At 73.4% G+C, this 25,852-nt stretch carries 23 protein-coding genes; 7 read left to right on the forward strand and 16 right to left on the reverse strand.

Going from position 1 to position 25,852, the window contains the following annotated elements; translation table 11 throughout:
* Positions 1 to 3 precede the first annotated feature (3 nt).
* Entirely contained in the window at positions 4 to 747 is a 744-nt protein-coding gene (locus ASD33_RS10685) for a sirohydrochlorin chelatase (RefSeq protein ID WP_056557219.1), read from the forward strand.
* Between the two features lie 27 nt (positions 748 to 774).
* Here ASD33_RS10685 and ASD33_RS10690 read toward each other — a convergent pair whose 3' ends face one another.
* The 7 genes from ASD33_RS10690 to ASD33_RS10720 form a co-directional block, all read right to left on the reverse strand.
* On the reverse strand, positions 775 to 1,347 hold the full coding sequence (locus tag ASD33_RS10690) for a TIGR03086 family metal-binding protein (protein WP_056557433.1): 573 nt from the start codon (positions 1,345 to 1,347) through the stop codon (positions 775 to 777).
* A 115-nt stretch (positions 1,348 to 1,462) separates the two neighbouring features.
* Positions 1,463 to 2,143, reverse strand: coding sequence for a DUF4232 domain-containing protein (locus tag ASD33_RS10695; protein ID WP_056557222.1), 681 nt, complete (start codon positions 2,141 to 2,143; stop codon positions 1,463 to 1,465).
* 165 nt (positions 2,144 to 2,308) lie between these two features.
* A complete protein-coding gene (locus ASD33_RS10700; RefSeq protein WP_079044701.1) occupies positions 2,309 to 2,995 on the reverse strand; it encodes a DsbA family protein in 687 nt (228 codons plus the stop codon).
* Between the two features lie 74 nt (positions 2,996 to 3,069).
* Positions 3,070 to 3,624, reverse strand: a complete 555-nt coding sequence (locus tag ASD33_RS10705; RefSeq protein ID WP_056557225.1) for a DUF1697 domain-containing protein — start codon at positions 3,622 to 3,624, stop codon at positions 3,070 to 3,072.
* A gap of 151 nt (positions 3,625 to 3,775) precedes the next feature.
* The gene (locus ASD33_RS10710) at positions 3,776 to 5,071 is read right to left on the reverse strand and encodes an extracellular solute-binding protein (protein ID WP_056557228.1); all 1,296 of its coding nucleotides are present in this window, start codon (positions 5,069 to 5,071) and stop codon (positions 3,776 to 3,778) included.
* Positions 5,068 to 5,910, reverse strand: coding sequence for a carbohydrate ABC transporter permease (locus ASD33_RS10715; protein WP_056557230.1), 843 nt, complete (start codon positions 5,908 to 5,910; stop codon positions 5,068 to 5,070). Before ASD33_RS10715 ends, ASD33_RS10710 begins: the two co-directional genes overlap by 4 nt.
* On the reverse strand, positions 5,907 to 6,851 hold the full coding sequence (locus ASD33_RS10720) for a sugar ABC transporter permease (protein WP_056557233.1): 945 nt from the start codon (positions 6,849 to 6,851) through the stop codon (positions 5,907 to 5,909). Before ASD33_RS10720 ends, ASD33_RS10715 begins: the two co-directional genes overlap by 4 nt.
* 167 nt (positions 6,852 to 7,018) lie before the next feature.
* Between ASD33_RS10720 and ASD33_RS10725 the strand changes: the two genes are divergently transcribed.
* Together ASD33_RS10725 and ASD33_RS10730 are read left to right on the forward strand one after the other, a co-directional pair.
* Positions 7,019 to 7,876: an aminoglycoside phosphotransferase family protein gene (locus tag ASD33_RS10725; protein ID WP_056557236.1), complete on the forward strand. Its 858-nt coding sequence runs from the start codon at positions 7,019 to 7,021 to the stop codon at positions 7,874 to 7,876.
* A gap of 46 nt (positions 7,877 to 7,922) precedes the next feature.
* Positions 7,923 to 8,753: an alpha/beta fold hydrolase gene (locus ASD33_RS10730; RefSeq protein WP_056557436.1), complete on the forward strand. Its 831-nt coding sequence runs from the start codon at positions 7,923 to 7,925 to the stop codon at positions 8,751 to 8,753.
* Here ASD33_RS10730 and ASD33_RS10735 read toward each other — a convergent pair.
* The 4 genes from ASD33_RS10735 to ASD33_RS10750 form a co-directional block, all read right to left on the reverse strand.
* A complete protein-coding gene (locus ASD33_RS10735) occupies positions 8,750 to 9,490 on the reverse strand; it encodes a 3'-5' exonuclease (protein ID WP_056557239.1) in 741 nt (246 codons plus the stop codon). The genes ASD33_RS10730 and ASD33_RS10735 overlap by 4 nt on opposite strands.
* An 87-nt stretch (positions 9,491 to 9,577) precedes the next feature.
* Positions 9,578 to 10,864, reverse strand: coding sequence for an SAV2148 family HEPN domain-containing protein (locus tag ASD33_RS10740; RefSeq protein ID WP_056557243.1), 1,287 nt, complete (start codon positions 10,862 to 10,864; stop codon positions 9,578 to 9,580).
* 110 nt (positions 10,865 to 10,974) lie between these two features.
* On the reverse strand, positions 10,975 to 12,357 hold the full coding sequence (locus ASD33_RS10745) for a copper amine oxidase (RefSeq protein ID WP_056557246.1): 1,383 nt from the start codon (positions 12,355 to 12,357) through the stop codon (positions 10,975 to 10,977).
* 54 nt (positions 12,358 to 12,411) lie between these two features.
* Positions 12,412 to 13,257, reverse strand: coding sequence for a hypothetical protein (locus ASD33_RS10750; RefSeq protein WP_056557249.1), 846 nt, complete (start codon positions 13,255 to 13,257; stop codon positions 12,412 to 12,414).
* 138 nt (positions 13,258 to 13,395) lie between these two features.
* Here ASD33_RS10750 and glgX point away from each other — a divergent pair, with 138 nt between their 5' ends.
* Positions 13,396 to 15,516 (forward strand): glycogen debranching protein GlgX, encoded by a 2,121-nt coding sequence (gene glgX / locus ASD33_RS10755; RefSeq protein ID WP_056557251.1) that lies wholly within the window; start codon positions 13,396 to 13,398, stop codon positions 15,514 to 15,516.
* Here glgX and ASD33_RS10760 read toward each other — a convergent pair.
* Positions 15,491 to 16,711: an MFS transporter gene (locus ASD33_RS10760; protein ID WP_056557439.1), complete on the reverse strand. Its 1,221-nt coding sequence runs from the start codon at positions 16,709 to 16,711 to the stop codon at positions 15,491 to 15,493. The genes glgX and ASD33_RS10760 overlap by 26 nt on opposite strands.
* Before the next feature lie 90 nt (positions 16,712 to 16,801).
* On the opposite strand from ASD33_RS10760, the gene treY reads away from it, so the two are divergent.
* Positions 16,802 to 19,162: a malto-oligosyltrehalose synthase gene (gene treY / locus ASD33_RS10765; RefSeq protein ID WP_056557255.1), complete on the forward strand. Its 2,361-nt coding sequence runs from the start codon at positions 16,802 to 16,804 to the stop codon at positions 19,160 to 19,162.
* A 53-nt stretch (positions 19,163 to 19,215) separates the two neighbouring features.
* Here the strand turns inward: treY and ASD33_RS10770 are convergent, their stop codons facing one another.
* The 3 genes from ASD33_RS10770 to ASD33_RS10780 form a co-directional block, all read right to left on the reverse strand.
* Positions 19,216 to 19,710, reverse strand: coding sequence for a hypothetical protein (locus tag ASD33_RS10770; RefSeq protein ID WP_056557259.1), 495 nt, complete (start codon positions 19,708 to 19,710; stop codon positions 19,216 to 19,218).
* A gap of 112 nt (positions 19,711 to 19,822) precedes the next feature.
* A complete protein-coding gene (locus tag ASD33_RS10775) occupies positions 19,823 to 20,941 on the reverse strand; it encodes a cytochrome P450 (protein WP_056557262.1) in 1,119 nt (372 codons plus the stop codon).
* A gap of 153 nt (positions 20,942 to 21,094) precedes the next feature.
* Complete coding sequence (locus ASD33_RS10780; protein ID WP_056557265.1) at positions 21,095 to 21,643, reverse strand: DUF1707 and FHA domain-containing protein; 549 nt, start codon at positions 21,641 to 21,643, stop codon at positions 21,095 to 21,097.
* A gap of 136 nt (positions 21,644 to 21,779) precedes the next feature.
* Here ASD33_RS10780 and ASD33_RS10785 point away from each other — a divergent pair, with 136 nt between their 5' ends.
* Positions 21,780 to 22,793, forward strand: a complete 1,014-nt coding sequence (locus ASD33_RS10785) for a GNAT family N-acetyltransferase (protein WP_242426897.1) — start codon at positions 21,780 to 21,782, stop codon at positions 22,791 to 22,793.
* Positions 22,794 to 22,907: 114 nt separating this feature from the next.
* Positions 22,908 to 24,659 (forward strand): malto-oligosyltrehalose trehalohydrolase, encoded by a 1,752-nt coding sequence (treZ, locus tag ASD33_RS10790; RefSeq protein WP_056557268.1) that lies wholly within the window; start codon positions 22,908 to 22,910, stop codon positions 24,657 to 24,659.
* Positions 24,660 to 24,685: 26 nt separating this feature from the next.
* Here treZ and ASD33_RS10795 read toward each other — a convergent pair whose 3' ends face one another.
* Positions 24,686 to 25,828: an aminopeptidase P family protein gene (locus ASD33_RS10795; RefSeq protein WP_056557270.1), complete on the reverse strand. Its 1,143-nt coding sequence runs from the start codon at positions 25,826 to 25,828 to the stop codon at positions 24,686 to 24,688.
* Positions 25,829 to 25,852 lie beyond the last annotated feature (24 nt).

Raw genomic sequence — 25,852 nt, forward strand, 5'->3', positions numbered from 1 at the left:
ACCGTGAACCGACCGGCCCTCCTCGTCATCGCCCACGGCAGCCGCGACCCGCGGCACGCGGCGACCGTCCGGGCGCTGGTGCGCCGGGCCGGTGCGCTGCGGCCGGGGCTGCGCGTGGAGACGGCGTTCCTGGACTTCAACCTGCCGTCGGTGACGGGGGTCCTCGACCGGCTCGCCGCCGACGGGGTGCGGGAGGTCGTGGCCCTGCCGCTCCTCCTCACCCGGGCCTTCCACGCGAAGGCCGACGTCCCCGCCGTGCTGCGCCAGGCACCGCCGTCCCTGAGCGTCCGCCAGGCGGAGGTCCTCGGCCCCTCGCCGCTGCTGATCGCGGCGGTGGAACGGCGGCTGTACGAGGCCGGGCTCACGCCCGGCGACAAGAGCACCACCGGGGTCGTCCTGGCCTCGGCGGGCTCCACCGACCCGGAGGCGATCGCGGTGATCGCAGAAACGGCGCGGGAGCTGCGGCGCACCGGTTGGTGCTCCGTGCGGCCCGCGTTCGCCTCCGCATCCCTTCCCCGTACGGAGGAAGCCGTACGGGCCCTGCGCACGGAACGGGGCGTCCGGCGGGTGGCCGTCGCCCCGTACGTGATCGCCCCCGGCCGCCTCCCGGACCGCATCGCGGCGGGCGCGGCGGACGCGGACGTGCTCGCGGACGTGCTCGGCCCTTCCCCGGAGCTGGCCCGGCTCCTGGTGGACCGCTACGAGGGGGCGCTCGCGGCGCGCGAGCCGGTCGCGAGGACGGCGTAGCCCGTCAGCCCTTCGGGTTCCGTCCGGTCAGCCTTTAGGGTTCCGGCCGCTGACCGCGAGGGCGCGGGTGAACGCCGGGGCGTCGTCGGGTACGTCGACGACGGCGGCGAAGCCCTCGTACTGGCGGTAGATCGTGGCGTTCTCCTCGACGACGCCGAGGACGAAGACCGCCGTGTCCTCGGGGACGTCGAAGTCCTGCCCCGTGGAGCGGGCCAGGTCCCAGCCGTGCAGGGCGAGTTCGAGGACGAGCATCGCGGCGATGGCGGTGGCGGGGACGCCGTCGGAGCCGAGGCTGATCTCGCCCTCCCAGGCCTCGGGTCGTTCCCAGGCGGCCAGCGCCCGGTCGAGCTGGGCCGCGTACGCCTCGGCCCAGCCGTCCTCGGCGACGAAGGAGCGCTTGACGGTCTCCTCGGGGAGTTCGGTGCGCAGGGCCCGGTGTTCGAGCCCGTGCGCGCTGTAGAGCACCAGGTGGTCGGCGAGCTCGCCGACCGTCCAGCCGGAGCAGACGGACGGTGCGGCGAGCTGTTCGGCGGTGACCGCGCGGGCGACGCGGCTCGCTTCGGCGGCGCAGACGGTGAGGTGGCTGTGGGTCTCGTTCATGCCGTCCACGCTACGGAGCGGCCGGCCGCCGGTCTTGAACTTTCGCGACAGCGGCCGGCCCGGCCCTACGGGAACGCCCTACGGGATGGTCCGCGACGGGAAGATCCGACGGCCGTCAGGAGGAGGCGCCCCGGAAGAGGTAGCCCTCGATCGCGCTGCGGTCGGTGTTCCAGAAGGTGACGCCGGGGGTGGGGCCGACGTTGAGGAACTCGACCTCCGGGGAGAGCGCGATGTCGAGCGGCGCGCCCTCGTCGCCGGTGTTGGTGACGCGCTCCTGGTAGGCGAGGGAGAAGGAGGTCACGGTGGTGGTCTTCTCGCCCGGCCGGAAGAGCCGGAGGCCCGCGTACGCCTTCTGCTTCGGCCGGATGGTGGCGAGGGCCTTCGCCGGGGACTCCAGCGGGCCGATCGGGTCCTCGGAGCCGAGGCCGATCAGCGGGTAGTGGTAGAGCGTGCAGGCCGAGCCGGAGATGTTGGTGGCGGTGATGAGCAGGTGCTGCCCCGAGTCCATCCGCCAGTACGACGTACCGATCGAGAGGTCGGGGTCGGCGCAGGCGCGGGCCGCGCCCCGGTCGCCGTTCCCGGAGTCCCCCGAGGTGCCGCCGGAGCCCTTGGATCCGGTGGAGGCGCTCGGGTCGGCCTTCCCGCCGGGCGAGACCGAACCGGTGCCCGTGTCGGGGGTCCCACTGCTCGGGGCGCCGCTGCTCGGGGTTCCGGCGGGGGTGGTGGCGGGGGCGCTCGTGGTGCCGCTCGGGCCGGCGGCCCCCGCACGGCGACGGCCGCGGCTCCGAGTGCGCATGTCTTCCGGTTCCTGCGGGCAGCTCGCATGGTGGTCCCCCGTATGCCTTCACCTGGATCGAACGGTCTGACTGACTGGCTGATTCTTGCCCCGGGGGCATACTGAACTCGCCGTTCCGGTCGGACTGTTACGGATCGGTGGCAGGGCCGCCGCACATCCGTTCCCTCAGCCGAAGTCGAGGCCTCCGGTGCGGGTGCGCTTGAGCTCGAAGAGGTCGGGGTGGCCGGCGAGGACCCGGAAGCTGTCGAAGAGTTCGGCCGCCCGTTCGCCGCGCGGCACGGCCCGCAGGACCGGTCCGAACCAGACGGTGCCGTCGACGTGGAGGGTCGGGGTGCCCACGTATCCCTCGGCCTCGGGCTCCTTGCCGGCGTCGTGGCTGCGGCGGACGGCCTCGTCGTACGCCGGGTCGTGGGCGGCCGCGGCGAGTTCGGCGGGGAGGCCGAGTTCGGCGAGCGACTCGGCGACGACGGCGTCGAAGTCCTCCTGCTTCCGCTCGTGGATGCGGGTGCCGTACGCGGTGTAGAGCGGGCGCAGGATCTCCTCGCCGTGCTGCTGGGCGGCGGCCGCCGCCACCCGGACGGGGCCGATGGAGGCGTCGACGAGCGCGCGGTACCAGTCGGGCAGGGTGTTGCCCTCGTTGTGGAAGTACAGGCTCATGACCTTGAAGCGGAGGTCGATGTCCCGGTGGCGTTCGACCTCCAGCATCCAGCGGGAGGTGATCCAGGCGAAGGGGCAGGCCGGGTCGAAGTAGAAGTCGACGACGGGACGGGTCCCGGCCTCTTCCCGGGACTCGGTCCGGGGCTGGGTCTGCGGCTGGATCTGGGTCTGCGGCTGGATCTCGGTGCTCGTCATGACACTGAATCTAGTCAGTGGATGGCCCGGACATCCGGGCCATTCGCCGCCGATTCACCTGGGCCACTTCGGGCTCAGTCCTCCCGTGTCATCTCGATGAGCTTGAGCACGGTGTTCCAGTTCCTGGCCGTGGTCACGAGCCCCTTCATGACGGACGGGCGGGAGATCACCGGGGCCAGCCTGGACGTCCCGAGACCGTCGGGGACGTAGAGGTAGAGGACCCGGTCGCCGAGGGCGAAGTCCTCGGGGAGGTAGCTCCCGCGGTCGATCGCGGCGAAGCGTTCGGGAGTGACGGGCCCGGAGCAGTAGAAGGCGTGGAGTTCCTTGCCCTTCACCTCGGCGGCCGGGAAGGGGCAGGCCTCGGCGACGGCGGCGAGATAGTCGCCGTCACGGACGAGACAGTCGACGCGGAAGCCGAAGTGGCCCTCGATCGCGTCCTCCAGCGCGGTCGCGAGCCCGTCCTCGCCGGCGTCCGAGTCGGTGGTGAAGACGGCGTTCCCGCTCTGGAGGTAGGTGCGCACCTTCGTGTGCCCGAGGCCTTCGAGGAGGCCCCGGAGCTCCGCCATGGGGACCTTCCGGTGCCCGCTCACGTTGATGCCGCGGAGCAGGAGGGCGTATGTCTGCGTCATGGGTGCAGCGTAGGACGGTCACCGCGCCTCGTGGGGGGCGGCGCGGTGACCGGTTCGAACACTGTCCGATCAGGGTGGCCGGGAGAAGACCCTTCACCCATCTGTGACTTATTCAACAATGTTTCGTAATGCCGGACCGTCCTCGAACGGTTTATTTGCGCTGATAGCGGGCGAGCACCCGGTTGCCGTCCTCGACCAGGCGTCTGCGCAGTTCGGCCGTGTCGATGGCGCCGCTGTAGTACTCCTGGAAGGCCGGGGTCGCGACCTTGTCCTTCCACTCCGGGTATCCCCGCACCGACTGCGCGGGCGCCGGGCTCAGCCTTTCGGCCACCGCCGCCCCGGTCGCCCAGCCGTCGCGGGCGGTGTGCAGCGAGGGGTCCGCGAGGGCGGCCGTGCCGGTGGGCAGCATCCAGTCGCCGCGCGCGAGCCGCGCCATGTTGGCGGGGCGCAGGAAGAAGTCGAGGAAGGCGGCGGCCTCCTTCTTGTGCGGGCTGCTCTCGGCGATCGACAGGGTCTGCGGGGAGACGCCCTGGGTGAGGCCGGCGCTCCCGGCGGGCGCGGGCAGCACCGTCCACTCGAAGCCCTTCGGCGCCTGCTGGACGATCTGCTGCCGGTAGGCGAAGCCGAGCGGGACCATGGCGTACTTCCCGGCGAAGAGGCCGGGCAGGGTGTCGGAGCCACCGCTGCCGAGGGTGGTGCGCGGGGCGGTGCGGTCGGTGACCACCTGGTCGTGGACGGTGCCGGGGACGACCGCGTCGGCCTCGGTGAAGCGGACGGTGACCCGGCCGTCGGCCTCCCGGTGGAAGAGCTGTCCGCCGGCGGAGAGGCCGAGGTTGAGGCTGACGGAGACGGGTTCCTTGAGGGGCCAGGCGACGGCGTACCGGCCGGGTCCCATGCTCCGGGTGAGGTCCTGGGCGATCTGCCGGAACTCGGTCCAGCTCCAGGGCTTCTCCGGGGTGGGGACACGGACGCCGGAGGATTCGAGGATCTTCCGGTTGGCGATGAGCACGCGGGGTTCCTGGAGGAACGGCACGCCGTAGACGCCCTCGCCGAAGGTGGTGGTCTGCCAGCTGCGGGCGGGGATGTCGGCGCGGAGCCGGGCCGAGAGCAGCGGGCGGAGGTCGGCGAGGTCGCCGCCGTACGCGAAGTCGGCGAGGTCGTCGGAGGCGTCGTGGATGAGGTCGGGCGCCTCGCCGCCCTCGAAGGAGGTGAGGAGCTGGTCGTGGACGGAGTCCCAGCTGCCCTGGACGTACTCGACCTGGATGCCGGGGTGGCCGGCGTTCCACTCCTCCACCAGCTCCCGGTTGGCGTCGACGGACTCCTTCTGCCAGGCGAGGGACTGGAAGCGGAGCCGTACGACACCGTCGTCGGGTCCCTCGCTCCCCGTGGTGCAGCCGGTGAGGAGCAGAGCGAGCGCGGCGACGCAGGTGAGGAACGGTCGTCTCATGACTTCACCGCCCCGGCCATCATGCCGCCGGTGATCCGCCGCTGGAGGACGGCGAAGACGACGAGGGACGGCAGGGTCGCGAGGAAGGCCGCGGCGGCGAGCGGGCCGAGGTCGGCGACGCCCTCGGCGCCGAGGAAGTGGGTCAGGACGACGGGCAGCGTCTGCTTCTCCGGGGACTTGAGGAGCACGAGGGCGAAGAAGAACTCGTTCCAGGCGGTGACGAAGGCGAACAGGGCGGTGGCGACGATGCCGGGGAGGAGCAGCGGCGCGGTGACCGAGACGAGGGTACGGAGCCGGCCGGCGCCGTCGACGGCGGCGGCCTCCTCCAGCTCGGCGGGGACGGCCCGGACGTATCCCATGAGCATCCAGAGGGCGAAGGGCAGCGACCAGACCACGTACACCAGGACGAGTCCGGGCACGCTGTTGATCAGGTGCAGGTTCTTGAGGACGAGGAAGAGCGGGATGATCACCAGGACGAACGGGAAGGCCTGGCTGATCACGACCCAGCCGGTGGCGGCCGAGGCGAGCCCGCCCCGGTGGCGGGCCGTCACATAGGCGAGCGGGGTCGCGACGGCCACCGCGATCAGGGCGGCGGCGACCGCGGCGACCAGGCTGTTCGCGGCGGCCCCGAGCAGCGGCTGCTCGCCGAAGGCCTGCCGGAAGTTGTCGAGCGTGGGGTCCTTCGGAATCCAGGTGGGGTGGAGCGAGGCCAGCTCGGGCGCCGGTTTGAAGGCGGTGGAGATCAGCCAGAGGAACGGGAAGGCGAGGAAGACCAGGTACGCGAGGAGGGCCAGGTACTGGCCGGCCCGCGCGGGTCCGCTCGTCCGGAGGGCGCTCACCGGTCCTGGTCCCCTTTCAGCCGTCGTACGAGGGAGAGGGCGATGAGCACCGAGACGGCGGCGACCATCACACAGCCCATCGCGGCGGCGTAGCCGAACTGCCCGTAGCGGAAGGCCTCTTCGTAGGCGAAGAGCATGGGGAGCCGGGTCCGGCCACCGGGTCCGCCGCTGGTCAGGACGTAGACCAGAGCGAAGGAGTTGAAGTTCCAGATGAGGTTGAGGGCGGTGATGGCGAGGGCCACGGGCCGGAGCGCGGGCCAGGTGACGGTACGGAAGCGGCGCCAGGCTCCGGCGCCGTCGAGGGCGGCGGCCTCGTGGAGCTCGCGCGGGGTGTTCTGGAGTCCGGCGAGCAGGGCGACGGTGGTCTGGGGCATCCCGGCCCAGACGCCGACGACGATGACGGCGGGGAGGGCGGTGGCGAGCCCGGAGAGCCAGTCGTGGCCCTCGCCGAGGCCCAGGTTCCGGAGGGTCTCGTTGAGGATGCCCGCGTCGGGGTTGTAGACGAGCCGCCACATGATGCCGACGACGACCTCGGGCATCGCCCAGGGGACGATGGCGAGGGCCCGCGCCAGCCAGCGGAAGCGGAGGTTCTGGTTGAGCAGGAGGGCGAGGCCGAGACCCAGGAGGAACTGGGGGACGGTGACTCCGACGGCCCAGACCAGACCGATGCGGAACGATTCCCAGAAGAGGGTGTCGTGCAGCAGGTCCTGGAAGTTGAGGGTGCCGACCCAGCGGGTGCCCTGGGTGCGGCCGGACTGGGCGTCGGTGAAGGCGAGCGCGACGCCGTAGAGCAGCGGGCCGACGCTGAGCACCAGGATGGGGAGCAGCGCGGGGAGCACCAGGAACCAGGCGCCGAGGTCGGGGCCGCGCGGGCGTCCGCCGTGGGCGGCGCGCGGTGCCCGTGTCGTGTCCGGCCGCTTCGTCGCGGTCGTCGAGCTCATCGGTCCGACCCCCGTCCGCCTGTCCCGGACCCCGTCCGGGAGGTCCCGTGACCGCCGTGGGAATCCCGCCATGGTCCTGACGGACCGTGGGGCCGTCAAGGCGGCCTCCGCGGTGAGCTGCCCGGATGGGAGACTTTGGCTCAATCGCACAGGTGAGGGAGAGGTCGATGGACGAGGCGCGGGCGCGGGAGATCCTGGCGGCGGCGGGGCTGCCGGTCGCGGAGGCGCGGCTGCTGGCGCTCGGTGAGAACGCGGTCTTCGCCGTGGGTGATCTCGCCGTGAAGGTGGGCCGGGACGCCGAGCTGTTCGAGCGGGCGGAGCGGGAGGTGGCCCTCGCCTCCTGGCTGGAGGCCGCGGGTGTGCCGGCCGTCCGGGCGGCCGAGGAGAAGCCGCGTCTCGTCGACGGGCATCCGGTCACCCTCTGGCACCGGCTGCCCGACGCGGTGCGGCCGACGGAGCCCCGTGACCTGGCCCCGCTGCTCCGCGCGGTGCACGCGCTGCCCGAGCCGGCCGGCTTCACCCTGCCCCGGCGCGAGCTGCTCGGCGGGGTCGAGCGGTGGCTGCGGCTCGCGGGTGACGCGATCGACCCGGCGGACGCGGCCTTCCTCCGCGAGCGGCGCGATGCCTTCGCCCCCGCGGCGGCGGCGCTGACCCCGCACCTGGCGCCGGGCCCGATCCACGGCGACGCCCTCCCCCGGAACGTCCACGTCGGCCCGGAAGGACCGGTCCTGGTGGACCTGGAGACCTTCTCGTCCGATCTGCGCGAGCACGACCTCGTGGTCCTCGCGCTCTCCCGGGACCGGTACGGCCTGGACCCGGCGGCGTACGAGGCGTTCACGGAGGCGTACGGCTGGGACGTGCGCGCGTGGGAGGGGTGCGCGGTGCTGCGCGGGGCGCGGGAGACCGCGAGCTGCGCGTGGGTGGCGCAGCACGCGCCGTCGAACCCGAAGGCGCTGGCCGAGTTCGAGCGGCGGGTGGCCTCGCTGCGGGACGGCGACCCCGAGGTGCGCTGGTACCCGTTCTGACATCATGATCCCGTCGAACCGGCCGGTGGTGAACGGGGTGTTGAAGATGCGGGTGGAGCTTTCGGACGTCACGCTGGACGTCGAGGTGAGCGGTGAGGGTCCGGCGGTCCTGCTGGTGCACGGCTTCCCGGACTCGCACCACCTGTGGCGCCACCAGGTCGCCGCGCTCACGACGGCGGGCTTCCGGTGCGTGGCCCCCACGCTGCGGGGCTTCGGCGCCTCGGACCGCCCCGAGGGCGGCCCGGAGGCGTACCACCCGGGGAAGCACGTCGGCGATCTGGTCGAGCTCCTGGCGCGGCTCGACCTGGACCGGGTCCATGTGGTGGGCCACGACTGGGGTTCGGGCATCGCGCAGGGCCTGACCCAGTTCTTCCCGGACCGGGTGCGGAGCCTGAGCATCCTGTCCGTGGGGCATCTGGGGGCGATCCGGTCCGCGGGCTGGGAGCAGCGGCAGCGGTCCTGGTACATGCTGCTGTTCCAGCTGGCCGGGCTGGCCGAGGACTGGCTCGCCCGGGACGACTTCGCCGGCCTGCGGGACATGCTGGGCGAGCACCCGGACGCGGAGTCCCTGATCGAGGAGCTGCGGGCGCCCGGCGCGCTGACGGCCGCGCTGAACATCTACCGGGCGGGCATCCCGGCGGAGGTCCAGTTCGGCCCGGAGGCCCCGGCGGTGCCGTTGCCGGAGTCGGTGCCGGTGATGGGCGTGTGGTCGACCGGCGACCGTTTCCTCACCGAGCGCTCGATGTCCGGGACGGCGGAGTACGTGGCGGGCGACTGGCGTTACGAGCGGGTCGAGGACGCGGGCCACTGGCTCCAGCTGGACCAGCCGGAGAAGGTGAACGACCTGCTGCTCTCCTTCCTGAAGGAGAACTCCTAGCCGACCGGCCGGCCGACGGGCGCCACCACCGGACCGCGCAGGGGCCACGTGGGATCCACGACCGCTTCCGCGTCGCCCTTGCGGCGCAGGAAGTCCTGGAAGTTCTCGGCCCAGGCGCGGTACCAGACGATCTGCCGCTCGTGGAGTTCGGCCGGGTCGAGCTCGGCGACCTCGCGGTGCCGCTCGGCTATCGCGACGGCGACCCGGACGGCGGCCAGCGCGTCGGCGGCGGCCTGGTGGGCGGCTTCGAGCACGACGCCGTACTCCCCGCAGACGGCTTCCAGGGTCCGCTTGCCGCGCCGGTAGCGGTCGACGGCCCGGTCGATGGTGTACGGGTCGACGACGGGTCCGACGGGCACGCCGCCGAGCCGCTCGCTCAGCGAGGGCAGCCCGTGGCGGTGCAGCTCCGCGGAGAGCAGCGTCAGGTCGAAGCCGGCGTTGTACGCGACGACGGGGACGCCGTCCTCCCAGTACGCGGTGAGGGTCCGCGCGATCTCGTCGGCGACCTCGCGCACCGGCCGGCCCTCGGCGGCCGCGCGCTCGTTGCTGATGCCGTGGATCGCGGAGGCCTGTTCCGGGATGCGGATGCCCGGGTCGGCGAGCCAGTCCCGCCGCTGTGCGATGTGTCCCCCGCCGTCGACCTCGATGATCGAGGCCGTCACGATACGGGCCTCCAGCGGTTCTGTGCCGGTCGTCTCCAGGTCGAAGCCGACCAGCGTTTCGCCGTGCCAAGCCATCGGGTCCTCCTTACGTGATCTCCCCCGTGGTGCTGACCACCCTCGCACGCACCACTGACAACGCCCCCGGCTGCCCCCGGCGAGAGGTCAGGAGACGGGCCGGGAGTCGAGCCAGACGGACTCGAATTCCTCCCGGTACGTCTCGAAGAGTCCGTGATCGCCGTCACGTGCGCCCTGGCCGTGGCGGACCACGTTCCGGCCGCCGCCGCGCAGCACCAGGACGGGTGCCTCCATGCCCCGGGCCCGGCGCAGATAGGACTGCACGACGCCGACGCCGTCCGGGCCGTCGCCGTCCACCAGGTAGGCGGTGAAGCGGGGGGTCTCGTCGAAGACGTGGATCTGGAAGGCGCCGGGGTCGCGGAGCTTGGAGCGGACCCGGCGCATGTGCAGGATGTTCATCTCGACCGAGCGGCTCAGCTCGCCCTTCTTCAGGCCCAGTTCCCGTTCGCGGCGCTTGACCGCGCTGCTGGCGGGGTTGAGGAAGAGGAGGCGGGTCCGGCAGCCGGACTCGGCGAGCCGGACCATGCGGCGGCCGGAGAAGTTCTGCACCAGCAGATTGAGGCCTATGCCGGTGGCGTCGAGGCGGCGGGCGCCGCCGAAGAGGTCCTCGGCGGGCAGCTGCCGCTGGAGCCGCACCCGGTCGGGGTGGACGGAGACCACGTCCGCGTACCGGTCGCCCACGAGGTCCTCGACCGCGTCCACGGGCAGCCGGTCGGCGGACGGCACTCCGGCGCCGCTGCCGAGGATCTCCAGGATGCGGGCGGAGGCCCGTTCGGACTGGGCGAGCACGGTCAGCGAGAGGGCCCGGTTGCGGGAGACCACGTTGCGCGTGACCTCCAGCTCGTCGAGGGCGAGCTCCACCTCGCGCCGGTCGTCGAAGTAGGGCTCGAAGCAGGGCCAGTGCTGCACCATCAGCTCGCGCAGCTGCGGCAGGGTGAGGAAGCTGAGGACGTTGTCGTCGGCCGGGTCGAGGAGGTAGCCCTTGCGGCGGGAGACCTCGCGGACGGCGACGGCCCGCTGGACCCATTCCTGGCCGGCCGGGCCCGCCGCGGCCACCACCCACTCCTCGCCGTGCACGGGCTCGTACACGGGCCGCAGGACGGCGGCGACCACGGCGCGGAGCCGCTGCTCGACGAGGTTCAGCCAGATGTAGGCCCGCCCGGCGCGCTGGGCGCGGGTGCGGACCTCGCTCCAGGCCTCGGCGTCCCAGTCGATCTCGGCCCCTATCTCCACGGGCCGGGCGACGGTGACCGCGCCGGGCGGCACGACGCCCGGGGTGGCCGCGCCGGACGACGCCGAGGCCTCCGCGGGCTCGGCCGGGCCCCCCTCGTGACCCGAATCACCTGGGGGCAGCTCCAGACCTCCCGAGCTCACCCGCGCACCGCCTTCTGCTCCTGGACGCCCGTGTCGACCGGTCCGACAACGATCAAGGAAGGGTACTCCGGGAGCGGGAGGCGGTGCAGCAGGATCGTCAGGCTCCTTCGTCAACTCCCCAGATCGGGCTGGCCGTTCTGCGAGGCGAGATCGGGCGGAGTGAGCGGATTCATAGCGGTTACGTCCCTGGGCGCGAGCTGGAAGCCCTGCCAGTGGACCGGCATGGGCTGCTGGTCCTCGTCCCGGGCGATGTGGTGGAACCCGATGTTGACCCAGACGGACGGTTTGGTCAGAGTCTCACCGTTGACCCATTTGTCCACGCTGTCACCGGCGTTGGGCGCGCAGTTGCCGATGTTGTTGCTGGCGAACTTCTCACAGGCGCGGGCCTGCGTGAAGTACACGTCGTGCTTGGTGAAGCCGCGCCCGGCGTGGGTGTCGGTGTGGCCGGGCACGATCTCGTACGAGCGGGCGTGGCCGTCGGCGTTCTTGCCGGTGCCACTGACCACCCGCCACCAGCGCATGTTCCTGGCGTCCCCGGCGAGCTCCTTGGTGACGACGGTCCGCTTGGTCTTCACGGTCGGTCCGCCGCCGCCCGCGGGCGGCGGGGTGACGGTGGAGTCGAACTGCTCGATCCGGTCCTTGGTGGAGCCGTCGAGACCGAAGTCGAGCTTCCAGAAGACGTTGTGGGCGTGGCTGGTGGCGTAGGCGCGGGCGCCCTTGCCGAGCGGCCAGCCGCGCCCGTCGGTGGCGTCGTAGTCGACGGGCGAGAGGCTGCCGGTGGCTCCGACGTTGGCGCCGATGGTGCCGTCGGCGGAGAAGCGCCACTCGGAGATGTACTCGTACCAGCCGACCTTGTTCACGGTGTAGACGAGCAGGTCCTTGGCCTGTGCCTGCCAGACCTTGGAGCCGTTGTCGCTGGCCATGCGGTAGGCGTGGCCGCGGGCCCTGGTCGTGGTGCACAGGCCCTTCACCTGGCCGACCTCGGGCACCTTGATGGTGGTGAGGGTGCCGCCGGGGCACTCGGCCGGCTTGAGGTTCTGCAGGCCCCAGCCGAAGCCCGCGCCGGTGAGGTCGTCGTACTCGGCGACGCCGTCGTCGTACGGCACGTGGATCTGGGCGAGCCGGGCGCTGGCCAGGACCTTCACGGGGGCGGCGGCACCGGGCGGCTGGAAGGTGACCTTGTCGAGGGTGAGGCCGGCGTCGGTGTCGTAGCGCCAGCACATCCGCCAGACGGTGCCGCCGTCGAGCTTCTGGGTGATGCGGTAGGCGGCGGAGCAGTCGGCCGACGGCGGGACGGGCGCGCGGGTCGGGGACGGCGGGACGGGCCCGCGCGTCGGGGAGGGCGGGACGGGCGCGGCGGTGGCCGCGGGTGCGGAGGCGGCCGTGGCGGTGCCGAGCAGGACGGCCGCGGCCAGGACGGCGCCGCGTCGGCGGGCCCGGTTCGGCTCGTGGGTCCGGTCCCGTCGGCGGGCCGGGGTGCGCGGGTGGGACATGGGAACGTACTCCCTCGTACGAGATGCGGCAGGAGAGGACGGGCGCGGCGGTGGTCAGCCGACGCGGGTGACCGTCCTCGCCGAGAGGTCGACGATCAGGTTGCGGGTGTCGATCCAGGCCCCGTTGAGGACCTTGGTGACGAGCCGGACGCAGCGGTGCTCACCGCAACGGGCCAGCTGCGGAGGTACGTTCGCCTCGCGGTAGGTGCGGTAGACGTCGCCGTTGAACCACAGCTGGGTGGTCGAGGTGAGCGCCTTGCCGGTGGCGTCCGCGTAGTCCTCCTTGACGCCCTTGCCGAGCGGGCTCGCGAGGATCAGTTCGAGGGCCGCGCGGAGTTCCTCGGGGTGGGCGGAGGGCTGGACGCCGCGCTGGGCGCCGGACCGCTCGACCTTCCCCGTGTCGAGGTTGACGGTGCGGGTGATGAGCTCGTCCCGCTTGTAGTCGTAGAAGCGGACCTCGGCGCGGCGGGTGCCGTCCCCGGGCAGCGGGTCGGCGAGGTCGGTGCCGAGGTGCTGGGGGCCGCGTCCGCCCGCGACGTCCTGCTGGGCGGCGGCGCCGGGCGGGGTCAGCGCCAGGCTCTCCGCCCGGGCGAGCTCGTCGTCGGTGAGCGGGTCGCTGCCGACGCCCTTCTCCCCCTCGGCGGCGGCGGGGACGACGGTCGCCGGCGCGGGCGCGGTGCCCCCGGTCGCCGTCCCTCCGCCGCCCTGCTGTCCGTAGCCGGCGGCGCCGCCGTCGGCTCCGGCCGAGCCGTCGGCCGCGACGGTCCCCCGGCCGCCCGGAGTGTCGTCCGCCCCTGCCGGGCCCGGCAGGCTGATCGCGACCGCGACGGCGGTTCCCGTCACCGCCATGGCCGCTCCGGCCACCACCTTCCCCAGGTGGCGGCGTGCTATTTCGTACACACTTCCCCCTCTTTCCCCCTCTTGGTCTGCGGTCACCCGGTAGGACGGGGCGAAGTCCTAGGAGGTTGCGCCTCTTTCGGGCAGGATTCGGCCGAAGAACACCTCCATAACCCGGACAGAAGAGGAAGATTCGTATCCATGCAGGTCTGGCCGGGACAGGCGTACCCCCTGGGCGCCACCTATGACGGAGCGGGAACCAACTTCGCGGTCTTCTCGGAGGCCGCCCACAGGATCGAGCTGTGTCTGCTCCACGACGACGGCTCGGAGACGGCGGTGGAGCTGCGCGAGACCGACGCGTTCGTGCGGCACGCCTACCTGCCGGGTGTGATGCCCGGTCAGCGGTACGGGTTCCGGGTGCACGGCCCGTACGCCCCGGAGCGCGGGCTGCGCTGCAATGCGACGAAGCTGCTCCTCGACCCCTACGCGCGGGCGGTGTCGGGGCAGGTCAAGTGGGGTGAGGCGGTGTACGGCTACCCCTTCGGGCGGCCCGACGCGCGCAACGACCTCGACTCGGGCCCGCACACGATGACCTCGGTCGTGGTCAATCCGTACTTCGACTGGGGCGACGACAGGCGGCCGCGCACCGAGTACCACCACACGGTGATCTACGAGGCCCATGTGAAGGGCCTGACGATGCTCCACCCGGACCTTCCGGAGGAGCTGCGCGGGACGTACGCGGGGCTCGCCCACCCCTCGGTGATCGGGCACCTGAAGGAACTGGGCGTCACCGCCCTCGAACTGATGCCCGTTCACCAGTTCGTGAACGACCACCGGCTGGTGGACGCGGGGCTCTCCAACTACTGGGGCTACAACACGATCGGCTTCTTCGCCCCGCACAACGCCTACGCCTCCTGGGGCGACCGGGGCCAGCAGGTCCTGGAGTTCAAGTCGGCGGTACGGGCGCTGCACCAGGCCGGCATCGAGGTCATCCTCGACGTGGTCTACAACCACACCGCCGAGGGCAACCACCTGGGCCCGACGCTCTCCATGCGGGGCCTGGACAACCCCTCGTACTACCGGCTCGCCGACGACCCCCGCTACTACACGGACACCACGGGCACCGGGAACTCGCTGCTCATGCGCTCCCCGCACGTGCTCCAGCTGATCATGGACAGCCTGCGGTACTGGGTGACCGAGATGCACGTGGACGGCTTCCGCTTCGACCTCGCGGCCACCCTGGCCCGGCAGTTCCACGAGGTGGACCGGCTGTCCTCGTTCTTCGACCTGGTGCAGCAGGACCCGGTGGTGAGCCAGGTGAAGCTGATCGCGGAGCCCTGGGACGTGGGCGAGGGCGGCTACCAGGTGGGCAACTTCCCGCCGCTGTGGACCGAGTGGAACGGCAAGTACCGCGACTGCGTACGGGACCTGTGGCGGGGCGAGCCGCGCACCCTCGCCGAGTTCGCCTCCCGGCTGACCGGCTCCTCCGACCTCTACCAGGACGACGGACGGCGCCCGCTCGCCTCGGTCAACTTCGTGACCTGCCACGACGGATTCACCCTGCGCGACCTCGTCTCGTACAACGAGAAGCACAACGAGGCCAACGGCGAGGGCAACCGGGACGGCGAGAGCCACAACCGCTCGTGGAACTGCGGCGCCGAGGGCGACACCGAGGACGTGGGGATCGGGGAGCTGCGCGCCCGCCAGACCCGTAACTTCCTCGCCACCCTGATGCTGTCGCAGGGCGTGCCGATGCTCAGCCACGGCGACGAGTTCGGGCGCACCCAGGGCGGCAACAACAACGCCTACTGCCAGGACAACGAGGTGTCCTGGGTGCGCTGGCCCAAGGAGAACAGCGAGGCGGAGGCGACGCTGCTCCGCTTCACCCGTGCGATGGTGCGGCTGCGCCGGGAGCATCCGGTCTTCCGCCGCCGCCGCTTCTTCCACGGGCGTCCCGTCGAGGGCACCCACGACGAGCTGACGGACATCGCGTGGTTCACGCCCGAGGGCGAGGAGATGACCTCCCGCGACTGGCAGGCGGCGCACGCCCAGGCGCTGACCGTCTTCCTCAACGGCAACGCCATCTCGGAGCCGGGCACGCAGGGCGAGCGGATCGCGGACGACTCCTTCCTGCTGATGTTCAACGCCTCGGCGAAGGAGCTGGAGTTCGCGGTCCCGGACAGTCACGGGGCATGCTGGCGCACGGTGGTGGACACCTCGGACCCGGAGGGCATGCCGCCGCAGCAGGGCCCGGAGCTGGCGGGCGGCGAGCGGGTGACGCTGGCGCCGCTCAGCCTCACCGTTCTGCGACGGCCGGCCTGAGCTCCCGTACCGGAGCCGTCACCCGCACCGTCCACGACAGCACCGCGCAGGCCACCGCCGCCCCCACCGCCACCGCGAAGGCGGCGGGGGCGCCGTGGCCTTCGGCGAGGCGTCCCGAGACGGCGAGGGCGAGGGCCTGGCCGGCGACGACCCCGCTGGTCAGGAAGGCCATGGACTCGGCGAGCCGGGCAGCCGGGACGGTCCGCTCGGTGAGCCCGAAGACCGTGATCAGGTGCGGGGCGTAGGCGGCGCCGAGGACGACCACCACCGCGTAGAGCGCACCGAGCGAGCCGACGGACAGCAGCGGCAGGGAGAGGACGACCAGCGCGACGGTCGCCGCCCGCCAGCGGGTCATCAGCCCGATCCGGGCGGGCACGGCCGCCATGGAGAGCCCGACGGCGGCGCTCATCACCCCCATCGCCGCGTAGACCAGACCGGCCTGGGCGGGTGCGCCCAGCTCCTCGGTGAGTGCCGTGATCCCGGCCTGGGAGGCGCCGAACATGGCGCCCTGGAGGACCATCGCACCCCGGAGGGCGTACGCGGACCCCGGCAGCCGCGTCCGTTCGGCGGCGCCCGTACGGGTGGACGCGGCCGGGTCCGGAAGGGTGGCGCGCGCGGAGGGGTGGAGGGCGAAGGCCGTGCCGAAGACGGTGAGGAGCAGCGCCGCCAGGAGGAGTGCGGCGGCCGGGTGGGCGACGGCGGCGGCGAGGCCGACGAGGGCCGGGCCGAGGACGAAGGACACCTCGTCGAGGGTGCCCTCGAAGGAGAGCACCGTGCCGACGAGCCGGTCGTCCGCGCCCGAGCGGCGGGCGAGGGCCACCGAGCGGGTCCGGGCGAGCGGCCCGATCTGGGGGACGGTGGCCCCGGAGAGGACGGCGACGGCCATGAGCCAGGCGGTGGGGGCGTGGGCGAGCGCGGCGAGGACGAGTCCGGTGACGGCGAGCGCGTTCGCGAGGGAGGCGGCGAGGACGACCCCGCGCTGGCCGTGGCGGTCGGTGAGCCGCCCGAGGACGGGTCCGGCGACGGTCTGCCCGGCGGCGAGCGCACCGCCCACGAGGCCGGCCGTGGCGAGGGAGCCGCTCGTCCCGGCGACCAGGAGGAGGCTGCCGAGCTGGCACATGGCGGTGGGCAGCCGGCCCAGGAAGGAGACGACGGGGAGGGCGGGGCCGAGCAGCGAGAGCGTGTCGCGATACATCCGGAGCATCGGGCGAACGTAACGCGACGCACCCGAACGAGTGCATGGGGCGATGACACAGAAGCCCTCCGACGGGGTACGTACGTTCGCATGACCTCCCTCCCGGCCGGTTCCTCGGCCACCCGCCCGGTCCCGCCCACCGCCACCTACCGGCTCCAGCTCCAGCCGGAGTTCCCCTTCGCGGCGGCCGGGCGGGCCGTGCCGCACCTCGCGGGACTCGGGATCTCCCACCTCCACCTCTCCCCCGTCCTGGAGGCGGTGCCCGGCTCGACCCACGGCTACGACGTCACCGACCACCGGTCCGTACGGGCCGAGCTGGGCGGCGAGGAGGGGCTGCGGGCCCTGGCGGCGACCGCGCGGGCGCACGGCCTCGGGCTCGTCGTGGACCTGGTGCCCAACCACATGGCGGCCTCCCCGACGCACAACCACGCGCTGCGGGCGGTGCTCGGGGAGGGCCCGGACTCGCCGTACGCCCGCTGGTTCGACATCGACTGGCGGGCCGGGGACGGCCGGCTGCTGCTGCCGGTGCTGCCCGCCCGGCTCCCCGAGGTACGGGACCGGCTGCGGGTCTCGGACGGCGCGCTCCACCTGGACGGCCAGGAGTTCCCGCTGCGGCCCGGCACGGAGGGGCTGCCGCTCGACGAGCTGCTCGACGCCCAGTGGTACCGGCTCGGCTGGTGGCGGCTCGCCCGCACGGAGCTGAACTACCGGCGCTTCTTCACCATCTCGGAGCTGATCGGGGTCCGGGTGGAGGACCCGGAGGTGTTCGAGGCCACCCACGCGAAGATCGTCGAGCTGGTGCGGGACGGGGTGGTCGAGGGGCTGCGCATCGACCACCCGGACGGGCTCGCCGACCCGCAGGGCTATCTGGATGACCTGGCGGCGGCGACCGGCGGGCGCTGCTGGACGGTGGTCGAGAAGATCCTCACCGGGCCGGAGACGCTGCCGGCGGCCTGGCCGGTCGCCGGGACCACCGGGTACGACGCCCTGCACCGGGTCGACGGGGTGTTCACCGACCCGGACGGCACCGAGGAACTGACCGGGGTGTACCGGGATTTCACGGCGAAGGCGGGTGACAGGGGCGGGCACTGGGAGGCGACCGGGCGACGGGCCGCGTACGAGGTGGTGGGGCACGACCTGGCCGCCGAGACGGCCGCGCTGACCCGGCTCGCGGAGCGGATCTGCGCCGCCGACCCCGCGCTGCGGGACCACGCCCCCTGGGCGCTGCGCACCGCGATCCGGGAACTCCTCGTGCGCGTCCCGGTCTACCGCTCCTACCGGACGGGCGGCGAGGAGGTGCTGACCCCGGAGGCGGCGCGCGGCGCGAAGGCCGCGTTCGCGGTGCCCGAGGAGGCGGCGGCGGTCGACGTGGTGCGGGACCTGGCGCTCGGCCTACGCGGGGACGGGCCCGAACACCGGTCGTTCCGCGCCCGGTTCGCGCAGACCTCGTCCGCGCTGCGGGCCAAGTCCGTGGAGGACACCGCCTTCTACCGGTACGTCCCGCTGCTGTCGGCGAACGAGGTCGGCGGGGACGCGGGGCGCCCGGCGGTGTCGGTGGAGGAGTTCCACGCGTACTGCGGGCGGATCTCGCGGGACTGGCCGGACACCGGCACGGTCCTCACCACGCACGACACCAAGCGCAGTGCGGACGTCCGGGCCGGGATCGCGGTCCTCTCCCAGTGCCCGCGGGTGTGGGCGGAGCTGCTCGCCGAGGTCGCGGGGGTGCCCGCGCCCGATCCGCACGTGGCCTGGACGGCCTGGCAGACGGCCTTCGGCTTCGGGGCCCCGGACCCGGAGCGGCTCGGCCCCGCGATCCTCAAGTCGGTACGGGAGGCGGGGCTGCGGACCAGCTGGACGGAGCCCGACGCGGGGTACGAGAGGGCGGTGGCCGAGTTCGCGGCGGCCGGGCCCGGCCGCATCCCGCTCCGGGCGGCCTCGGAGGCGGCCTTCGCCCTGGAACCGCACATCCGGGCGCACGCGCTCGGCGCGCTCCTGACGCAGCTGACGATGCCGGGGGTGCCGGAGCTGTACCAGAACACGGAGCGCGCGTACCGGGCGCTGGTCGACCCGGACAACCGGGCCCCGTTCGCGGTCGGCCCGGACGACGACCACACGGCCCTGGTGCGGGCGGCCCTGAAGCTGCGCCGGGAGCGTCCGGAGGTCTTCGCCGCCGCCGGCTCGTACACCCCGCTGACGGCCGAGGGCCCGGCCGCCGCGCACTGTCTGGCCTTCGCCCGCTCCGCCGAGGTGGTCACGGCCGTCACCCGGCTGCCCCTCCGCCTCGGGGAGGCGGGCGGCTGGCAGGACACGGAACTGGTGCTGCCGGAGGGCCGCTGGGCCGATGTCCTGGACGGGGTACGGGAGTTCACGGGCGGCGCGGCGACGGAACTGAAGCTGGCGGAGCTGTTCGCGGAGCGGCCGGTGGCGCTGCTGGCCCGTATCGACGGCTGAGGGCGCCCCGGGTCGTGGACCCGGGACGCCCTCGGTCTGCCGGGCGCCGCCGGTCAGGAGCGGGAGGCTCGCGAGACCTCGCACTTGGTGTACTCCGAGCCGTCGCCGGAACCGGTGTACGGGGTGGTCAGTTCGGCGCTCGCGGAGGCACCCGCGGTGACCGCGATGCCGGTCTTCGTCGCGGACGCCGGGGTCGCGGTGCCGCTCGCGCCACCGGTGAACTTCATCGTGACGCTGTAGTCGTAGTCGAGCACGCCGTCGTTCTTGATGGTGATCCGGGCGACGAGGTTCTTCGTGGCGGCGTCGTACTTGCACTCGTCGATGGTCACGTCGCGGGCCGCCTTGGCCGCGCTGCTGGAGCCACCGGACACGGAACCGCCGGAGGTGCTGCCGCCGTCGTTGTCGTTGCCGTGGTTGCTGCCGCCGGAGCTGCTGGAGCTGCCGGAGCCGCTTCCGCCGCAGCTGCCGCCGTGCGAGCCGCGGGCACCGGTCAGGGCGACGACCGCGATGCCGAAGACAGCGATGGCGCGGACATGACGCATCTTCATGTTTGAATCCCCGTGAAAAGTGGTATATAGAACGGCCGTTTGACGGGCGCACGTCACCCTAGCAGCGGTCACGGACACCTCCGCCCGGGGCGGCCGCCGGACCGGCCGCCGCTCAGCCGCCGGGACGGACGATCAGACTCCGGGGCGCCCGGGTGATGAGCCCGGTGGGCGTGGGGCGGAAACCGTCGGCGAGCCGGAGCCGGGGCATGGCCGTGAACAGGGCCCGCAGGGCGTACTCGGCTTCGAGCCCGGCGAGCACGACGGCGGGGCAGAAACCGCCGCCGTAGGTGAGCTGGCCCGGATCGTCGCGCAGCGGGTCGAACCGGCCGGGCTCGCGGAAGCGTTCCGGGTCGCGGCCCGCCGAGCCGATCAGCAGGGCGACGGACGCGCCGGCGGGGACGACCCCACCGCTCACCGGGACCTCGGCGGTCGTCCGGCGTACGGCGATCTGCACGGGCGGGTCCCGGCGCAGCGACTCGGTCCAGGCGCGGCCGACGAGCCCGGCGGGGGCGTCACGGAGTGCGGCGACCTGGTCGGGGTCGGACAGGACGTTGCCGAGGAAGGACGCGAGGGCCTTCTCCCGTACGGCGATCTGCCCGCCGCACTCCCCCGCCAGCGCCCCGGCCGCCCGGCCGCGCACCAGCCGCATCATGTCCCGGTACGGCACCCCGACGGCGGCGGCGACCGTGCCTGCGGGCAGCCAGTGGCAGAAGTCGGCGACCAGGTCGGCCTGCGGTCGCTCGGCGATCCGGCGGGCCAGGACGTACGCGGTGCGTTCGGTGACGGACCGCAGGGCCTCGGCGTCGACGTCGACGTGGGCCCGCGCGCACGGCGGGTCGCCGGGCCGGTGCCCGTGGGTGAAGCGCCCGTCGGTGAGCGCGGCGGCCACGTCCGCGTAACGGCTGAGCACCCAGGACCGCAGCAGCGGGTCGTAGGTGAGCGGGAAGTCCTCGCGGAGGGTCCGGTGGATCCGGTGCGGGTCGCGCGAGGCCCCGGGATCGAGGGGACTGGGCGCGACGGTCCGCGCGACGGACCCGTGGGGGCCCGCGGCTCCGGCGGCCGTCGGGTCGGGCACGGTCCGGACGCGCCCGGGAGGCGCGGCGGGACCGACGGCGTCCCCGCGCTCGGCGGGGGCCATGGACGGCAGCCGTGTCCACGGGTCCCCGGACGGCATCCCGGGCCGCTCGTCCGGTATGCCCGGGCCCGGTTCGCGGTGCGGCTCGTCGCTCATCGCGCGCCCCCTGTCGATCGGCGGTGGGTACCGCGGCCGGGAGGTGGCGCGCGTCCCCCCAGCCCACCACCCCGGGCGCCCCGCCGCCCGCCGCGTACCCCCGAACGAGTGACGCCGCCCGGCACCCGTACGACCGCCGGGCGCCGTTCCGGCTCAGTCGAGCGACAGACGGAACGACATCTGGCCGAAGCCCACGACGTCGCCCGCGCGGACCGCCACCGCGCCCGTCACACGGCGGCCGTTGACCGTCGTGCCGTTGGTCGAGCCGAGGTCGCGCAGGACCCACATCCCGCTCTGCATCGAGAGTTCCGCGTGCAGCCGCGAGGCCGTCTCGTGGCTGAGGCGGAGGCCGTTGACCGGGTCGCGGCCGATGCGCAGCGGGTGCGGGCCCGGCAGGGGCAGCAGCAGCTTCGGCAGGCGCTCCGCGTGCCAGGCGCGGCCCAGACGGGCCGTGAAGGCCGACATCCGCTCGACCGCACCCACGACCCGGCGGGTCCAGGTGCCCTCGGTCCTCAGGTCGGCGGTGAGCAGGGCGAGTTCGTCCGGCCGCCGGGCCTGCAGCGCGCGCTCCATCCTGAAGACGAACGTGTCGTGCGAGAGGCGGCCCTGCGCGGCGCCCTCACGGAGCAGCACCAGCGCACGGTCCCGCTCGGCGTCGGTGAGCCGAGGGGAGTTCGCCGGAAGCTCGAAAGGGGTCGTCACATCCGTGATTGTCGGCCTGCCGGGCCCGACGTGTCCAGAAGGGCCCCTGAGCCGCGGAAACCCCGTACCGGACCGGGCGGGTTCGCTGTTACGGTCTGCGGGCTCCGAACCCGGCATCCCCAGGGGGAAACCAGACGTGACCTCGTCCTCTTCGACCACTCACCACGACGCAGCGCAGCACATCCCGCACGACCTCGTCATACGCCCGCTCGCCGGCCCCGAGGAACTCGACCTGTTCCTCCGCCTCACCTATTCACTGGACCACGAGGTCGCCGACGACCTCGCCACCGGCCGCCGGCTGCCCGAGTGGATGTGGATCGCGCTCGACGGCGACCGCCTCCTCGGCCGGCTGTCCTGGTGGGTGAAGGCCGCCGGCGGCAAGCCGCAGGTGCTCGACTTCTTCGACCTCGCCCCCGAGCTGTCCCCCGAGGCGCGCGCCGAGGTCGGTCTGCGGCTCCTGGAGACCGCGACGGCCGCCGTGATCCCGGCGGGCGAGCAGCGCCCCGAGTTCGAGCGGTACATGCCGGCCGACTGGCGCGAGCTGCCGGAGACCCGGTCCCTCCTGGAATCCGTCTTCGGCGCCCTGACGGCGACCGGCGCCCGTGCGCTGGTCGAGCGGCTGCGCCTGGAGTGGCGGCCCGGCACCCCCGTACCGGAGCCGAAGGGCCGGCTGGAGTTCCGTCCGGTGCGCGACCGCGAGGACCTCGTCGCGCTGATGACGCCGGTCATGGAGGGCACGCTCGACGCGCACGGCCGGGCCGACCTGGCCTCGGGCATGTCGGCGCGGGAGGCGGCGGAGCTGCACTTCGACGAGGAGTTCGCGCACTACTCCTCGCCGCGCGCGTGGTGGCGGATCGCCCAGCTGCCGGAGAGCGGCGAGCCGGTCGGCTTCGTCGTCCCCGCGCGCAACAACTACCACCACACGATCGCCTACATCGGCGTCCTCCCGGCGCACCGGGGCCACGGCTACATCGACGACATCCTGGCGGAGGGGACGCGCGTCCTGGCCGCCGCCGACGTCCCCCGCGTCCGGGCGGCGACGGACCTGGGGAACGTACCGATGGCGGCGGCGTTCGCCCGTGCGGGCTACGTGAACTTCGAGCGCGCGATCAACTACGTGTGGGACGCGCCGGGCGTGGCGGGGTCCTGACTGCCAGGATGGACCCGGTGGGCCCGGTGGACCCGAGGGCACGGCGGTCGTGAAGGCCGCCGTGACCGGGTACCGGTCCCACCGAGTGGTTGGTCCGTCGACGAGGGGATTTCCGTGCTCTTCGAGGTGTGGGCGCCGCACGCCCGTGACCGGGTGACGCTGGAGCTGAACGGCTCCGGCCACGACCTGGACCGGGACGCCGAGCGGGCCGGCTGGTGGTCGGGGGTCGTGCCCGCCGAGGACGGCGACCGGTACGGCTTCGCGCTGGACGGCGGGCCCGTCCTGCCGGACCCGCGCGCCCGCCGGCTGCCCGCCGGGCCCGACGGGCTCGCCGCGGTCGTCGACCACTCCGCGTACGCCTGGCTGCACGAGTCCCCCCGGCTGCGGCTGCGCAGCTCGGTCCTGTACGAGCTGCACGTCGGCACCTACACCCCGGAGGGCACCCTCGACGCGGCGACCGCGCGTCTCGGGGAGCTGGCGAACCTCGGCGTCACCCATGTGGAGCTGATGCCGCTCTGCCCGTTCCCCGGGGTGCGGGGCTGGGGGTACGACGGGGTGGCGCCGTGGGCGGTGCACGAGCCGTACGGCGGTCCCGAGGCGCTGAAGCGGTTCGTGGACGCGGCGCACGGGCTCGGCATGGGGGTGGTCCTGGACGTGGTCCACAACCACCTGGGGCCCTCCGGCAACCACCTGCCGTCCTTCGGGCCGTACTTCACCGAGACCCACCACACCCCGTGGGGCGCGGCGGTGAACCTGGACGCGCCCGGCTCGGACGAGGTCCGGGCGTACTTCCTGGGCAGCGCCCTGGCGTGGCTGCGGGACTACCGGATCGACGGACTGCGCCTGGACGCCGTGCACGCGCTCGCGGACACCCGCGCGTACACCTTCCTGGAGGAGCTGTCGGCGGCCGTGGACGAGCTGGCGAGGGAGCAGGGCCGCCAGCACTTCCTGATCGCGGAGTCCGACCTCGCCGACCCCCGTACGACCACGCCCCGGGCGCTCGGCGGGATCGGGGTCCACGCCCAGTGGAACGACGACTTCCACCATTCCCTGCACACCGCCCTGACCCGTGAGTCGCAGGGCTACTACGCGGACTTCGCGGCGGCCCCGATGGCCGCGCTCGCGAAGACCCTCACGCGGGTGTTCTTCCACGACGGCACGTACTCGGCGTTCCGGGGCCGCCACCACGGGCGCCCGGTGGACCGGGAGCGCACCCCCGCGCACCGCTTCCTCGGCTATGCGCAGACCCACGACCAGATCGGCAACCGGGCGCTGGGCGACCGCCTTTCGGCCTCCCTCTCCCCCGGGCTGCTCGCCTGCGCGGCGACCCTGGTCCTGACGGGCCCCTCGGTGCCGATGCTGTTCATGGGCGAGGAGTGGGGGGCGACGACGCCCTGGCAGTACTTCACCGACCACACCGATCCGGAGCTGGCGGAGGCCGTACGGCGGGGCAGGCGGCGGGAGTTCGCGGCGCACGGCTGGGACGAGAACGAGGTCCCGGACCCGCAGGAGGCCGCCACCCGGGACCGTTCCGTCCTCGACCGGTCCGAGCGCGAGCAGGACCCGCACAAGCGGCTGCTCGCCTGGCACCGCCGGCTCATCGCCCTGCGCCGCACCCTGCCGGACCTGACGGACCCGGACCTGGCGGGTGTGAAGGTGGCCTTCGACGAGGACGCGCGGTGGCTGGTGTTCCGGCGCGGGGTGCTGCGGGTGGGGGTGAACCTGGGCAAGGAGCCGGCGGTGATCCCGCTCGGCTCCAACGGCCGCGACCGGGTCCTGGCGGCCTGGGAGCCGGTCGGGACCCCGGCGGAGGACGGGGTGCTGCGGCTCCCGGGCGAGTCGGCGGTCCTCCTCACGGACGGCTGAGACCGCCCGCGTGGACCACCCGCGTCCTACTCGACGATCGCCATCTCGTGCGGGGTGTTGTTGAAGCGGCGCCCCGCACCGTCCTCCGTCGCCGTCACGATGTCCTCGATGCGGACGCCGAACCGGCCGGGGAGGTAGACGCCGGGCTCGATGGAGAAGCACATGCCGGGGACGATCGGCAGTTCCTCGCCCTCGATCATGTACGGCGGTTCGTGGGTGGTGACGCCGATGCCGTGGCCGGTGCGGTGGATGAAGTACTCGCCGTATCCGGCGTCCGTGATGACCTTGCGGGCCGCCCGGTCCACGTCCTGGCAGGCGACCCCGGGGCGGACCGCCTCGAACCCGGCCTGCTGGGCCTCCCGGACGAGGTCGTGGACGCGCCGCTCCTCGTCGGTGGGTTCGCCGACGTGGACGGTACGGGTGGTGTCGGAGCCGTAGCCGTGCTTGAGGCCGCCGAAGTCGAGGACGACCATGTCGCCGCGCTCGATGACCCGGTCACCGGCCTCGTGGTGCGGGTTGGCGCCGTTGGGGCCGGAGCCGACGACGGTGAAGTCGACCTGGGAGTGCCCGAACTCCATGAGCAGCCGGGCGAGGTCGGCGGCCACGTCGGTCTCCTTGCGGCCGGCGAACCGCACCTTCAGGATCTCGCCGTACGCCCGGTCGGCGGCGGCCCCGGCGGCGGCGATCCTGGCGAGTTCGTGGGCGTCCTTGACGCCCCTGAGCATGGGCAGGGCCTCGGTGAGCGAGACGTACGAGGTGCCGGGCAGGGCCTTCTGGAGGCCGAGGAGGTGCATGGCCCAGGCGTTGTCGCTGACGCCGAACCGTCCGTCGACGTCGAGCAGCGGCGCGGTGACGGCGTAGGGGTCCTTGCCGTCGGTCCAGTCGCGCAGGGAGAGCGCGGCGGCCCCGGTGGCCTTCTCGGCGTCGGGGGCCTCCAGGGTGGGGACGACGAGGACCGGTTCCTGGCCCGCGGCGAGCACGAGGACGGTGAGCCGCTCGGTGATCGCGGTGGGCTGGTAGCCGGTGAGGTAGACGAGGTCGGGGCCGGGGGCGACGAGGACACCGGCGAGCCCGGCGTCGGCGGCGGACTCGGCGGCGCGGGTCATACGGGCCCGGTAGTCGTCCGCGGTGAAGGGCACGACCTCGTCGGTGGCGCGGCTGCTCGGCATGGGGGCTTCTCCTCGGCGTCGTCG

This window comes from Streptomyces sp. Root1304, assembly GCF_001426405.1.
Lineage (GTDB): Bacteria > Actinomycetota > Actinomycetes > Streptomycetales > Streptomycetaceae > Streptomyces.